The following is a 13,840-nucleotide window of genomic DNA, read 5'->3' as shown; positions in this document are numbered from 1 at the left end:
CATGAAAAGCGACTACACGACGGACGGGCCGGAAGCGACGCCTGCAAGCGGGCCCACCACCCGGCGCGGGCGCGGCAAGCGGGCGTCGGACACGACGATTCCGCGCGATCGCATCCTGCATGCCGCGGCCCGGTTGTTCCACGAGCGCGGTTACCAGGGCACCAAGGTGCGCGATATCGCGGAAGCGGTCGGTATCCTGTCCGGCAGCCTGTTCTATCACTTCCGCTCCAAGGATGAGATGCTGTTCGAGATCATGCGCGAAACGGCCCTCAGCCTGTGCCTGCGCGCGGAGGATGTCGTGCAGCGGACCGGGGATCCGGCCGGCCGCCTGCAACAGATCATCGATATGGAACTCGAGTGGATGGTCAGTGACGTCAAGAAGGATTATCTTGCCGTGCTGGTATTCGAATGGCGCGAAGTGCCGGAACCGCTGAAGGCGGAATTCACCCGCCTGCGGACGCGCTACAACGGGATTTGGCTGGACGCGCTGTCGGACTATGCCCGCCTGTGTCCCTTGCGTATTCCCGTCGATGCGGCCGCGCGCATCCTGCACGGTGCGCTGATGGGCGCCATGACCTGGTTCCGCGCCTCGGGCCGTTACAGCGCGCCGGAATTTCGCGACATGCTGCTCAAGCTCATCGTGGCGTGATCGGCAGCGGGTGCGTCCGGTGCGGCGGCACCATTGAGCCCGCGGCGCAGCTAATTGGCACAAGATTGTCGCTTCCTCAGCTGTTAACCTGATGCATGAACGTGCTTGTCAGCGCGCTAGTCATAACGATCAGGTCTAATAGAGGAGTCAACAACATGAATGAAGCCGTCATTGTCGCCACGGCGCGTACCCCCATCGGCCGCGCTTTCCGCGGCGCGCTGAACAATACAAAGTCCCCGACCTTGCTGGGGCATGCGATTCAGCATGCGGTCAAGCGGGCCGGCATCGACGGTGCCGACGTCGATGACCTGGTGATGGGCACCGTGTTGGCGGCGGGCACCGCCGGCATGAACCTGGCCCGCTACGCCGGTATCGCGGCGGGCCTGCCGCTAAGCGTGCCCGGACAAACCATGGACCGCCAGTGCTCGTCCGGTCTGATGGCCATTGCGACGGCGGCGAAACAGATCATTGTCGATGGCATGCGGATTGTGGTCGCGGGCGGCCATGAGAACATCTCGGCGGTGCAGGGCCGCTATATGGAATGGGCCGCCGCGGAAGCCGATCCTATGGTCCTGCGACAAGCCGTGCATGCCTACATGCCGATGTTGCAGACGGCCGAATTTGTCGCGAAAAAATACGGCATTTCCCGCGAAGCGCAGGACGCGTACGCGCTCGCCTCGCAACAGCGCACGGCGCTGGCGCAGCAACTCGGCCGGTTTGACGATGAAATCGTGCCGATCACCACCGACATGGCCATCCAGGACAAGGAAACCAAGGCGTTGTCGTACCAGACGGTGACGTTGGCGCGGGACGAAGGGAACCGTCCCGAGACGACGCTGGCCAGCTTGCTGGCATTGAAACCGGTCATCGAAGGCGGTTCTGTCACCGGCGGCAATGCCAGCCAGTTGTCCGACGGCGCGTCGGCCTGCGTGATGATGGATCGCCGCACGGCCGAGCGCAAGGGCCTCAATCCGCTGGGTATCTACCGTGGCATGGCGGTGGCCGGCTGCGCGCCGGAGGAAATGGGTATCGGCCCGATTTATGCGATTCCGAAACTGCTCAAGCAGCACGGATTGACGGTGGACGACATCGGCCTGTGGGAATTGAACGAAGCCTTCGCATGCCAGGCCTTGTATTGCCGCGACCAGCTCGGCATCGACCCGGAAAAGTACAACGTCAATGGTGGCGGTATCTCGATCGGCCATCCCTACGGCATGACGGGCGCGCGCCTGGTGGGCCATGTGCTGCTCGAGGGCAAGCGCCGGAACGTGAAGTACGCGGTGGTCGCCATGTGCGTGGGCGGCGGCATGGGTGCCGCCGGACTGTTCGAGATCGTCTGAGCGCGAAAGTCGGGGAGAAAATGATGAATTTCACAACATTGAACGATATCCTGCCCTATCACGTTGCCACTCGGCCCGATGCGACGGCAATCGGCACCGACGACCGTCATGTCAGCTTTCGCGCGCTGGAGCAGTGCGTCAACCGCATCGGCAATCGCTTGCGGGAACTGGGGGTGCGGCCCGGCGACCGCGTCGCCTGCCTGACCAAGCATCACACCGAGTGCCTGATGCTGTTGCTGGCGGCATGCAAGATCGGCGCGGTCTGCATGCCCGTAAACTGGCGCCTGTCAGCGCCGGAAGTCGAATATGTCGTCAATAACGGCGAAGCGCGCTTCCTGATGGTGGACGCGGCCTTCCTGCCGGTGGTCGGGCAAGCGCAATTGCCGGGCGTGCTGCAAACAGTCTGTACCGAGCAGGACGCGAGCGGCCTGCCAGGCTTTGCATCCTGGTATGGCGGGGCCGATGCCAGCCTGGAGGCGGTGCCGGCCGAGCCCGGCGAAACGGCGTTGCAACTCTATTCCTCGGGCACGACGGGTTTTCCGAAGGGGGTGGAGTTATCGCATCGCGCGCTGCTATCGACCTGCCGCACCTGCGCCGACGCGTGGCAGTTCGACGGCGCCGGTATCTTCGGCAATCCCTTGCCTACCTTCCATGTCGCCGGCATCGCCATGCTGTTGCTGCCCTTGTATGCCGGCGGGCGCACCGTGGCTTTTGCGGAATTCGATCCGTCCGCCTTCATCGCCAGTATCGGACGCCACGGTATCAGCCATACATTCGTGGTGCCGGCCATGTTGCAGTTCATGTTGAACGCCCCCAACGTGGCCGAAGGCAAGTTCGAGGGCTTGCGCCAGATCGCTTACGGCGGTTCGCCCATCAGTGAACGGCTGCTGCAGGACGCGATGCGGGTATTTCAGTGCGGCTTCCTGCAAGTCTATGGCCTGACCGAAGTGGCGGGGCCGGCCACCTTCCTGCGGTCGGAAGACCACGAGCCGGGCGGGCCGCGCGCCTATCTGTTGCGTTCGGCCGGCCAAGCGGTCGGGGGCGGACAGTTGCGTATCGTCGACCCGGCCACGCTGGCCGATGCACCGGATGGCGAGGTGGGGGAGATCTGGATCCAGTCCATCCGCAACTTCAACGGCTATTGGCGCAACCCGGAAGCGACGGCCGAAGCGTTCCCGCATGGGCGCGACGCGGCGGGAGGATGGTTCCGCTCGGGCGATATCGGTTACCTGAAGGACGGTTACCTGTTCATCCATGACCGGGTCAAGGACATGATCATCTCCGGTGGGGAAAATATCTATCCGGCCGAAGTCGAGAACATCATCATGCAACATCCGGCCGTGGCCGATTGCGCGGTGTTCGCCGTCCCTGACGACAAATGGGGCGAGGCCGTCAAAGCGGCCGTGGTCGTGCGTGCGGGGCAAGCACTGGAGGCGCAGGAATTGATTGCCTTCGTGCGGGAGCGGATGGCCCATTACAAATGTCCGAAAACCGTGGACTTCGCCGAGACCCTGCCGCGCAACCCGACCGGGAAGCTGCTGAAGCGGGTGTTGCGCCAGCCCTATTGGGAGGGGCGCGACAAGCTTGTCAGCTGAGGCTGTCGAGCCGCCGTCTCCAGGGCAGTCGCGCTCGACGCGATGCGATTGCCCTCTTTTTTGATTACCGACCCGAGGAACGACATGCAAGACGTATGTGCTGATCTGCTAGAGGAATACCAGGGACTGGACGCGCTGGCGGCCCGATTGACGTCGCAGCAATGGCAAACCAGGACCGCCTTCCACGACTGGACGCCGTGGGATGAAATCGCTCACTTGTGCCTGTTCGATGAAACCGGTTTGCTGGCCGCCACCGATGGCAATGCATTTGCCGCCGATGCGCGCGCGCTGACGGCAGCGCTCGCGAACGGCCGGCAGTTCAGCGAGCTGGCCCGGGAAAAATATCAGGCGCTGGATGGACCGGCCCTGCTGGCGCACTGGCGCGGCCGCTACACGGCGCTGGTGGCGACGCTGGCGGCGTTGGATACGCGCGCGCGCTTGCCCTGGTATGGACCGACCATGAGCGCCCGTTCGTTTGCTACCGCCCGCATGATGGAAACCTGGGCCCACGGGCAGGATGTGTTTGACGCCATGGGCGTGCGGCGCCAGCCATCGCACCGGCTGAAACACATCGCCCATATCGGCGTGACGACGTTTGGCTGGACCTTTGTCAACCGCAAGCTCGCCGTGCCGGAGCCGGCGCCATACGTGGAACTGAGCGCGCCCGGCGACGAGACCTGGACCTGGAACGAGCCATCGACGGCCAATGCCGTGCGCGGCAGTGCGGAAGATTTCTGCCTGGTCGTGACGCAGCGTCGCAACGCCCTTGACACGGCGCTGCAGGTCAGCGGTGACGCGGCCGCGCAATGGCTGGCCATCGCCCAATGTTTCGCCGGGCCGCCGGCCACGCCGCCCGCGCCGGGTACGCGTGGCGTGCGCTGCGAGGGCGCAAATGCCAATGCGGTATAGGCGGCGGCCATGAGCGACGAAGGCTTGCCGCTGACGCTGGCGTTGTGCGGGGAAATCGAGCCCCGTTTGCGCGCGCTGCGCGCCGCCTGCGGCGACCAGGCGCTGTCGGACTATGCATTTTCCAACCTGTATCTGTTCCGGCATGCGCACGCCTACCGCTATCTGCCCGGCGCGCTGCCTTGCATCAAGGGCATCACCTATGACGGCGCCAGCCACCTGTTGCCGCTGTTCGATCCGGGGCAGGCGACGGCGGACCAGCTGGCCGAGCTCCTTTGCGGGCATGACTGCCTGTTCCCCGTCGCGGAACCGCTGCTCGCCTGCCTGGACCCTGGCCGCTTCTGCTGGAGCGATCTGGCCGCCGACGCGGACTACGTCTATCCGGCCGAGAATTTCCGCAGCTATCGCGGGGAGCTGCTGCGCAAGAAGCGCAACCTGATGCGGCAATTGTTGGCGACCAGCACTATCGTTGCGCGGCCGATGACGGACGACACCGTCGGGGACGCGCTGGCGGTGCTGGACGCCTGGCTGCGCGACAAGGACAAACACGCCGGCGACGCCGACGACAGCGCCTGCCGGGAAGCGCTCCGGCAGCATGCTCAGCATGGCCTGGAGGGCCAGGTCTATTATGCGGATGGGGTGCCGGCCGGATTTTTCCTGGCACAGCCATTCTCGCCGGCCGTTGCCGTGATGCGCTTTGCCAAGGGCAACGACGCCTACAAGGGCATCTACCAGTACATGTTCCATCACTATTGCATCAGCCGCCCCGGGCTGCAATGGCTGAACTTCGAACAAGACCTCGGCATGGCGAATTTCCGTCAAACCAAGCGCTCCTACCAGCCTTCGGCCATGTTGCGCAAATTCCGCGTCCGCTTGCGCGCCTGATTGCCGCCCCGGGCAAGCTACCAGCCACTTTACGCAAGACGCCCGGCGTCCCCGCGAGTAACTTACACCTACACCGCAAAACACCGCGCGACGCGCCTTGCGTGTAGCGCATTTGCGTTCCGGCCCACTTACATCAGATAAAACATGGCTATCATAGAAACCAATATTGCCACCGGTAGCGAGACCTTCCAGTCCAACCGTAGCGGCATGCTGTCCCTGCTGGGAAAAGTTCGTGAGCTCGAAGAGCGCACGCGTCAGGCTTCGGCGGCGTCGAAAGCACGCTTTGAAAAGCGCGCACAATTGCTCCCCCGCGAGCGCTTGTCACTGCTGCTGGACCATGGAACGCCGTTCCTGGAATTGTCGACCTTGGCCGGCTATTGCATGGACAACGCGGATCCCGATAAGAGCGTGGCCGGCGGCGGCGTGATCGCGGGCATCGGTTATGTCTCCGGTGTGCGCTGCATGGTGTGCGCTTCCGATTCCGGCATCGAGGCCGGCGCCTTGCAGCCCAAGGGCCTCGATAAGCAGTTGCGCGCCCAGGAGCTGGCGCTGGACAACAAGCTGCCCTATATCCAGCTGGTCGAAAGCGCGGGCGCCAACCTGATGGCGTACCGGGTCGAAGAGTTCGTGCGTGGCGGCAACCTGTTCCGCAACCTTGCCCGTCTGTCCGCCGCCGGCCTGCCGGTGGTGACGGTGACGCACGGTTCGTCCACCGCGGGCGGCGCCTACCAGACTGGCTTGTCGGACTACATCATCATGGTGCGGGGCCGCTCGCGGGCCTTCCTGGCCGGGCCGCCGCTGCTGCGCGCCGCGACGGGCGAGATTGCCACCGAAGAGGAGCTGGGCGGGGCGGAGATGCATACCGGGATTTCCGGCCTGGGCGACTACCTTGCCGAGGACGATCGCGATGCCTTGCGCATCGCGCGCGAGATCATGGCGAAAATCGAGTGGAACCGCGGTGTGCCGCAGGCCACGCCGCCGGCCATCAAGCCGCCGCGCTACGCCGCCGAAGAACTGCTCGGTGTGATGGCCATGGACCACAGGCGTCCGGCCGATATGAAGGAAGTGATCGCCCGTATCGTCGACGACTCCGATTTCCTGGAATTCGGCGAGCGCTATGGCTCGGCCACGGTGTGCGGCCATGCCATGCTGGACGGCCACCCGATCGGTATCATCACCAACAATGGGCCGATCAACCCGGCCGGCGCGGCCAAGGCCACCCACTTCATCCAGGCCTGCTGCCAGGCCCAGGTGCCCATCCTGTACCTGAACAATACCACCGGCTTCATGGTCGGCCGCAGCTACGAGGAAGCGGGCAGCATCAAGCACGGTTCCAAGATGATACAGGCGGTCACCAATGCCACCGTGCCGCAGATCACGATCTATTGCGGGGCCTCGTTCGGTGCCGGCAACTACGGCATGTGCGGCCGCGGCTTCCATCCACGCTTCTGCTTCTCCTGGCCCAATGCCAAGACGGCCGTGATGGGCGGCGAGCAGGCGGCGCAGACCATGTTGATCGTCACGGAAGCGGCGATGAAACGCAAGGGCGAAGTCGACCACGACAAGCTCGAATCGCTGCGGCGCAAGATCGTGGACAATTTCGACCGCCAGATGGACGTGTTCACCACCAGCGCCCATGTGCTCGATGACGGCGTCATCGATCCGCGCGACACGCGTTCTATCCTGTCCTACGTGTTGTCGATCTGCCGCGAGGCGAAAGCGCGCGAACCTCACGCGATGCAGTTCTCCGTCGCCCGTCCCTGAGTTGCGGCGCCCTACAGGAGTTCATTCAGATGAAACTTACTCAGGAACATGAGGAAATTCGCCGCACCCTGCAGCGCTTCATCGCCCAGGAAGTCAATCCCTACGTGGACGAGTGGGAGCAGGCCGAGCTCTTTCCCGCGCACCGGCTGTTCAAGAAAATGGGCGATCTGGGCCTGCTCGGATTGACCAAGCCGGTCGAATTCGGCGGCATGGGCCTGGACTTGTCCTATGGCGCCGTGCTGGCCGAGACGCTGGGGGAAGTCGATTGCGCCGGCATCCCGCTGGCCATCGGCGTGCAGACGGACATGGCGACTCCTGCCCTGGCCGAGCGCGGCTCCGACGCGTTGCGCCGGGAATTCCTGATGCCGGCCATCGCCGGGGACATGGTCGCTTGCCTCGGCGTGTCGGAAACCGGTAGCGGTTCGGACGTGGCATCGCTGAAGACCACGGCGCGCAAGGATGGCGGCGATTACATCATCAGCGGCGGAAAGATGTGGATCACCAACGGCACGCAGGCCGATTTCTGCGTGGTGCTGGCCAATACGTCCGACGGCGCCCCGCATCGCAACAAGTCGCTGATCGTGGTGCCGATGCGGACGCGCGGCGTCGAGGTGGCCGGCAAAATCCGCAAGATCGGCATGCATGCCTCCGATACCGCGCAACTGTTCTTTGACGAAGTCCGGGTACCGCAGCGCTACCGCATAGGCGAAGAAGGCAAGGGATTCATCTATCAGATGGAACAGTTCCAGGCCGAGCGGATCTGGGGCGCCATGAATGCCGTCGGCGTGCTGTCCCAGGTGATCGAGCGGACCATAACCTATGCCCGCGAACGCAAGGCCTTTGGCCGCTCTATCCTCGATAACCAGTGGGTGCAGTTCAAGCTGGCCGAATACAAGACGGAAGTGGAGGCGTTACGCGCGCTATCGCACCGCGCAATCGGGATGGTCACGCAAGGGCAGGATGCCACCGAACTGGCTTCCATGGCCAAGCTCAAGGCGGGGCGTCTGATGCGCGAGGTCACCGACGGCTGCCTGCAGTTCTGGGGCGGAATGGGATTTGCCTGGGAGAGCCGCGTCTCGCGCGCCTATCGCGATGGCCGTCTGCCTTCCATCGGCGGCGGCGCGGACGAAATAATGATGCAGATTATTTCCAAGTCGATGGGCACTTTTCCCAAAAATAACTGACGTATCACTAGGAAGCTGAACAACTACACCATGACTACCACTTCCCAATACCACAAGATCCTGATCGCCAACCGCGGCGAAATCGCGCTGCGCATCATGCGCACGGCCAAATCCATGGGATACCGCACCGTCGCCGTGTTTTCGGCCGCCGACCGGACCAGCCGCCACGTGCGCGAAGCCGACCAGGCGGTCTATATCGGCGAGGCGCTGCCGGCGCAGTCTTACCTGAACATTCCTGCCATTATCGAGGCCGCGCGCGTCAGCGGCGCCGACGCGGTCCATCCCGGCTACGGTTTCCTGGCCGAGAATGAAGACTTCGCCATGGCTTGCCGCGATGCCGGCCTGGTCTTTATCGGCCCTACGCCGGAAGCCATCGTCGCCATGGGCAACAAGGCTGGCGCCAAGAACCTGATGATCGAGGCCGGCGTGCCATGTATTCCAGGCTACCAGGGCGACGACCAGGGCGAGGAGCGCCTGTGCGCCGAGGCCGGAAAGACCGGCTACCCTGTCATGATCAAGGCCACCGCCGGCGGCGGCGGGCGCGGCATGCGCCTGGTCTCCCGGGCGGAAGACTTCCTGGCGGCCCTGCGCAGTGCGAAATCCGAAGCGCAAAGCGCATTCGGCAACGCGGAAGTGATCCTTGAGCGCGCCATCATCAATCCGCGCCATATCGAGATCCAGGTGTTCGCCGACCGCTTCGGCAATGCCATCCACCTTGGCGAACGGGACTGTTCTGTCCAGCGCCGCCATCAAAAGGTGGTGGAAGAAGCGCCGTCGCCCGCGGTCGATGCCGGCCTGCGAGCGCGCATGGGGGCCACCGCGGTCAACGCCGTCAAGGCGATACGCTACGAAGGCGCCGGCACGCTGGAATTCCTGCTCGACACGGACGGCAATTACTATTTCATGGAAATGAATACCCGCCTGCAGGTTGAACACCCCGTGACGGAAGCCATTACCGGCCTCGATCTGGTCGAACTTCAGCTCCGCGTGGCGGCCGGTGAAGCGCTGCCGCTGGCGCAGGAGGATGTGCGCCTGCGCGGCCATGCGATCGAGGTGCGCCTGTGCGCGGAAGATGCCGGCGCGGGCTTCATGCCGCAGAGCGGCACCATGAGCCTGTGGCGGATGCCGGCCACCATCCGGGCCGAGCATGGCCTGGAATCCGGCTCCGAGATTTCCCCTTACTACGATTCCATGATCGCCAAGCTGATCAGCTTTGGCGGTTCGCGCGACGAGGCGCGCCGCAAACTGCTGGCGGCACTGGAAGACACCGTGGCGCTCGGTGTGAAGACCAATCAGAAATTCCTCGCCAGCTGCCTGGCACACCCGGTATTTGCGGCCGGGGGGGCGACCACCGCCTTCATCGGCGACCATGGCGCCGCCTTGCTGCAGCCCGATGCAGCGCAGGATGCGCGCGCCCACGCGCTGGCCGTGGCCCTGCTGTACGCCACCGCCAGCGCGCCCGAGGGCACGCGCGCCAGCGACATTGCGCACCGCCTGCCGATCGCGTTCCGCCTGCAGACCGGGGCTGGCGACTGTGTCGCCAGCCTGCGCAACCTGGGCGAGCTGTGCTACGCGGTGGACATGGGCGAGCACCGCTTCGAATTGCAGATCGTGGCGCTGGACGCCGCGCATGCCCGCATCGCGTGCAATGGTCTGGTGGAGGGGATGGTATTCAAGCGCCTGGGCAACGAGTTGCTGCTGCAATACCAGGGTGCGGCCTATCGCGTCCAGGACACCACCCACGTGGCGCAAGCGCGCCAGGGCGAAGGCGGCGGCGACGGCAAGATACGCGCCGCGATGAATGGCCGCGTGGTGGCGGTGCACGTCGCCGAAGGCGAGATGGTCAAGGCCGGGCAGCCGGTGGTCACGCTGGACGCCATGAAAATGGAACACGTCCACGCGGCGCCCGTGGCCGGCTGCATCAAGGCCTTGCACGTCGTCATGGGCGACCAAGTGACGGCTTACCGCGTGGTGGCGGAAGTCGAAGTCGAGGTCGAAGCGGCCCAGCCCTCGGTAGCGAACGGCTGAGCTATGAATATCGAATCAGTAAAGGAGAGACAAATGGACAACCCGGCAGTGCTGCTGGAAAAACGGGGATCGGCATACTGGATCACCCTGAACCGGCCAGACAAGCGCAATGCGATCAACCAGGATGTCATCGACGGCGTCTGCGCCGGCCTGAGCCAGGCCCACGGGGATCCGGAAGTGCGGGTCATCGTGTTGACCGGCAACGGCGAGAAGGCCTTCTGCGCGGGCGCGGACCTGCAGCCGGGCAAGGGCTTCGCGTTCGATTATGCCAGGCCGACCACCCCGTACGCGGACCTGCTGCGGCAGGCGAAGAACGCAACGCTGCCGATCGTGGCCCGCATCAACGGCGCCTGCCTGGCCGGCGGCATGGGCTTGCTGTGCATCGCCGACATGGCGGTGGCCGCCGACACGGCCATGTTCGGCTTGCCCGAGGTCAAGGTCGGGGTGTTTCCCATGCAGGTGCTGAGCTTGCTGCAAGACCTGGCGCCCCAGCGCATCGTCAGGGAGTGGTGCATCACCGGCGAACCGTTCGACGCGGCCACCGCGCTGGCGCACGGACTGGTCAACCATGTTGTGCCGGCAGCCGAACTCGATGCCCGGACCAACTGGTTGCTCGATCGCATACTGGACAAATCGCCGACGGCTATCCGCCGCGGCAAGTACGCGATGCGGGCACTGGCGGCCATGTCGTTCGACGAGGGCATCGCCTTTACGGAAAGCCAGATTGCGCTGCTGCCGCAGACCGAGGATGGCAGGGAAGGACTGGCCGCCTTTAATGAAAAACGCAAGCCGGTATGGACCGGCCGCTAAGGGGAGCGACAATGACTAATGCAATCGACAAGGTAGTCCGGATCGGCGGGGCGTCCGGCTTCTGGGGCGACAGTTCGGTCGGCGCACCGCAACTGGTGCAGGGCGCGGACATCGATTACCTGGTGTTCGACTACCTGGCCGAACTGACCATGGCCATTCTTGCTTCGGCGCGCAGCAAAAAGCCCGAACTGGGCTACGCGACCGATTTCGTCGACGTCGCCATGAAGAATGTGCTGGCCGAGGTGGCGGCACGGGGTATCAAGGTGGTCACCAACGCGGGCGGCATCAACCCTCAAGGCTGCGCGGACGCGCTGGCCCGTCTGGCCCAGGAAATGGACGTGAAATTGAAGATCGCCGTGGTCGAAGGCGACGATGTGAGCGCGCTGCTGCCGGCCCTGCGCGAGGCCGGCCAGACCGATATGTTCACCGGCGAGGCGCTGCCAGCGCGCATCCTGAGCGCCAACGCCTATCTGGGCGCTTTCCCGGTGGCGCAAGCGCTGGCCGCGGGCGCGGACGTGGTCATTACCGGACGCTGCGTCGACAGCGCGGTGACGCTGGGCCCGTTGATCCATGAATTCGGCTGGCGCGAAACTGACTACGACCTGCTGGCGGCGGGCAGCCTGGCCGGCCATATCATCGAGTGCGGCTGCCAGGCCACCGGCGGCCTGCATACCGACTGGGAAGCGGTGCCCGACTGGGCCAATATCGGCTATCCAGTGATTGAATGTAGCGCCGATGGCAGCGTGGTGGTCACCAAACCGAAAGGAACCGGCGGCAGGGTGATCGAGGCGGCCGTTGCGGAACAGATCCTGTACGAGATCGGCGATCCCGGCGCCTACGTCCTGCCGGACGTCGTGTGCGACTTCCGCCAGGTGCGGGTCACCCAGCAAGGGGAAGACCGCGTGGCGGTGTCGGGCGCCCGTGGCTTCGCGCCGACCAGCTCGTACAAGGTGTCGGCCACGTACATGGACGGCTACCGCAGCAACGGCACCATGGTCATCGTCGGCATCGACGCCGTCGCCAAGGCCAGGCGCACCGGGCAAGCCATCATCGAACGCACCCGGGCCATGTTCGAGAAGGCCGGCCTGTCGGACTACAGCGCCACGCACGTCGAAGTGATCGGGGCGGAAAGCCTGTATGGCCCGCACGCGCGCACGACCAAGGCGCGCGAAGTGATGATGCGGGTCGCGGTCAACCATCCAATGAAGCCGGCGCTGGAGATCTTTGCGCGGGAAATCGCGCCGGCCGGCACGTCGTGGGCACCGGGAACCACCGGGCCCGCGCTGTCCCGCCCATCGGCCTCGCCGCTGATCAAGCAGTTTGCCTTTACGCTGCTCAAATACAAGGTTCCCGTCAACATCGTCATGGACGGTGAAACGCGGCCGGTGCGCATCGCGGTGGAGGGCGGCTACCAGCCGCAGGCCATGGGGGCGGATGCGGAGCCGACGCCGGCCGCACCGGCGCCGGCCGTGCCGGACGCCGTGCTGGTGCCCCTGATTAAGCTGGCCTATGCGCGCAGCGGCGACAAGGGCAACATCTCCAATATCGGCGTCATCGCGCGCAAGCCGGAATACCTGCCCTTGATCCTGGACCAGGTGACGCCAGCGGTGGTCGGCCAATACTTTGCCCACCTGGTGTCGGGCAAGGTGCTGCGCTATCTCGTTCCGGGTCTCAATGCCTGCAATTTCATGCTGTACGAGGCATTGGACGGTGGTGGAACCGCATCGATGCGCATGGACCCGCTGGGCAAGGGCATGGGGCAGATGTTGCTCGATCTGCCGGTGCCGGTGCCCCGTAGCTTGGCCGCGACACTCTGAAACACACGATAACGATGAAATTGGGAGAGAACTGTGCAACTTGATTTTGACTTCGCCGGCAAGCACGTGGTGGTGTTCGGCGGAACCACCGGCATCAACTTCGGCATCGCCCAGGCGTTCGCCAGGCAGGGCGCCGCCGTCACGGTGGCGAGCCGCAAGCAGGAAAACGTGGATGCGGCTTGTGCCGAACTGCGCAAATTCGGCGCGCCCGTCTTCGGCGCCAGCGCCGACGTGCGCGATTTCGAGGCCGTCGGCCAGGCCCTGGACGAGGCCGTGCAGCGGCTGGGGCCCATCGATGTGCTGGTGTCGGGCGCGGCCGGCAACTTCCTGTGTGAAGCGAAAGACATGTCGGCCAACGGTTTTCGCGTGGTCATCGACATCGACCTGGTGGGCTCGTTCCACGTCTTGCGCCAGGCCTACCGCCACCTGCGTAAGCCGGGAGCTGCGGTCATCAACATCACGGCGCCGCAATCGTTTATCCCGATGCGTTACCAGGCGCATGCGGGCGCGGCGAAAGCGGGGATAGACCAGCTGACCCGCACACTGGCGCTGGAGTGGGGCATCGACGGCATTCGGATCAATTCGATTTCGCCCGGGCCGATCGATGGCACCGAGGGCTTCCGTAAATTGATGGCCAACGATGCCCAGCAGCGCGAGCGCGCGGTGGAGGCGGTCCCGTTGAAGCGCATCGGTACGCTCGACGATATTGCCAACCTGGCGCTGTTCCTCGGTTCGCCTTATGCCGGCTATATCTCCGGCGCCCTGATTCCGTGCGATGGCGGGGGCGCGCTGGAAAGCGTGAAGCCGCCGCTGGAAGCGGCCGGCGCGGCGCTGGCGCGCCAGGCCAGGGGGGAGGCTTGAG

General features: G+C 64.7%; 11 protein-coding genes. All 11 read left to right on the top strand.

The window, feature by feature from the left end; genetic code table 11:
* Position 1 precedes the first annotated feature (1 nt).
* The 11 genes from AC3WOS_RS00935 (at position 2) to AC3WOS_RS00885 (ending at position 13,839) form a co-directional block, all read left to right on the top strand.
* Positions 2-649: a TetR/AcrR family transcriptional regulator gene (locus AC3WOS_RS00935; protein WP_492713927.1), complete on the top strand. Its 648-nt coding sequence runs from the start codon at positions 2-4 to the stop codon at positions 647-649.
* A gap of 155 nt (positions 650-804) precedes the next feature.
* Positions 805-1,989 (top strand): acetyl-CoA C-acyltransferase, encoded by a 1,185-nt coding sequence (locus tag AC3WOS_RS00930; RefSeq protein WP_492713925.1) that lies wholly within the window; start codon positions 805-807, stop codon positions 1,987-1,989.
* A gap of 38 nt (positions 1,990-2,027) precedes the next feature.
* Positions 2,028-3,584, top strand: a complete 1,557-nt coding sequence (locus AC3WOS_RS00925) for a long-chain-fatty-acid--CoA ligase (protein ID WP_492713923.1) — start codon at positions 2,028-2,030, stop codon at positions 3,582-3,584.
* A gap of 84 nt (positions 3,585-3,668) precedes the next feature.
* A complete protein-coding gene (locus tag AC3WOS_RS00920; RefSeq protein ID WP_492713921.1) occupies positions 3,669-4,493 on the top strand; it encodes a TIGR03084 family metal-binding protein in 825 nt (274 codons plus the stop codon).
* Positions 4,494-4,517: 24 nt separating this feature from the next.
* Entirely contained in the window at positions 4,518-5,375 is an 858-nt protein-coding gene (locus tag AC3WOS_RS00915) for a phosphatidylglycerol lysyltransferase domain-containing protein (RefSeq protein WP_492713919.1), read from the top strand.
* A 144-nt stretch (positions 5,376-5,519) separates the two neighbouring features.
* The gene (locus tag AC3WOS_RS00910; RefSeq protein ID WP_492713917.1) at positions 5,520-7,139 is read left to right on the top strand and encodes an acyl-CoA carboxylase subunit beta; all 1,620 of its coding nucleotides are present in this window, start codon (positions 5,520-5,522) and stop codon (positions 7,137-7,139) included.
* Between the two features lie 29 nt (positions 7,140-7,168).
* Positions 7,169-8,323 (top strand): acyl-CoA dehydrogenase family protein, encoded by a 1,155-nt coding sequence (locus AC3WOS_RS00905; protein ID WP_492713915.1) that lies wholly within the window; start codon positions 7,169-7,171, stop codon positions 8,321-8,323.
* A gap of 30 nt (positions 8,324-8,353) precedes the next feature.
* On the top strand, positions 8,354-10,351 hold the full coding sequence (locus AC3WOS_RS00900; RefSeq protein WP_492713913.1) for an acetyl/propionyl/methylcrotonyl-CoA carboxylase subunit alpha: 1,998 nt from the start codon (positions 8,354-8,356) through the stop codon (positions 10,349-10,351).
* Between the two features lie 33 nt (positions 10,352-10,384).
* The gene (locus AC3WOS_RS00895; protein WP_492713911.1) at positions 10,385-11,161 is read left to right on the top strand and encodes an enoyl-CoA hydratase/isomerase family protein; all 777 of its coding nucleotides are present in this window, start codon (positions 10,385-10,387) and stop codon (positions 11,159-11,161) included.
* Between the two features lie 11 nt (positions 11,162-11,172).
* On the top strand, positions 11,173-12,978 hold the full coding sequence (locus AC3WOS_RS00890) for an acyclic terpene utilization AtuA family protein (RefSeq protein ID WP_492713909.1): 1,806 nt from the start codon (positions 11,173-11,175) through the stop codon (positions 12,976-12,978).
* A 33-nt stretch (positions 12,979-13,011) separates the two neighbouring features.
* Positions 13,012-13,839: an SDR family oxidoreductase gene (locus tag AC3WOS_RS00885; protein WP_492713907.1), complete on the top strand. Its 828-nt coding sequence runs from the start codon at positions 13,012-13,014 to the stop codon at positions 13,837-13,839.
* The last annotated feature ends 1 nt before the right edge of the window (position 13,840 follow it).

The organism is Rugamonas sp. FW305-51 (assembly GCF_058786935.1).
This window is presented reverse-complemented; position numbering and strand designations above follow the sequence as displayed.

Coding starts and splice junctions, on each gene's coding strand:
- AC3WOS_RS00935 (WP_492713927.1), top strand. CDS start 2: ATGAAAAGCGACTACACGACGGACGGGCCGGAAGCGACGCCTGCAAGC.
- AC3WOS_RS00895 (WP_492713911.1), top strand. CDS start 10,385: ATGGACAACCCGGCAGTGCTGCTGGAAAAACGGGGATCGGCATACTGG.
- AC3WOS_RS00920 (WP_492713921.1), top strand. CDS start 3,669: ATGCAAGACGTATGTGCTGATCTGCTAGAGGAATACCAGGGACTGGAC.
- AC3WOS_RS00905 (WP_492713915.1), top strand. CDS start 7,169: ATGAAACTTACTCAGGAACATGAGGAAATTCGCCGCACCCTGCAGCGC.
- AC3WOS_RS00910 (WP_492713917.1), top strand. CDS start 5,520: ATGGCTATCATAGAAACCAATATTGCCACCGGTAGCGAGACCTTCCAG.
- AC3WOS_RS00890 (WP_492713909.1), top strand. CDS start 11,173: ATGACTAATGCAATCGACAAGGTAGTCCGGATCGGCGGGGCGTCCGGC.
- AC3WOS_RS00930 (WP_492713925.1), top strand. CDS start 805: ATGAATGAAGCCGTCATTGTCGCCACGGCGCGTACCCCCATCGGCCGC.
- AC3WOS_RS00900 (WP_492713913.1), top strand. CDS start 8,354: ATGACTACCACTTCCCAATACCACAAGATCCTGATCGCCAACCGCGGC.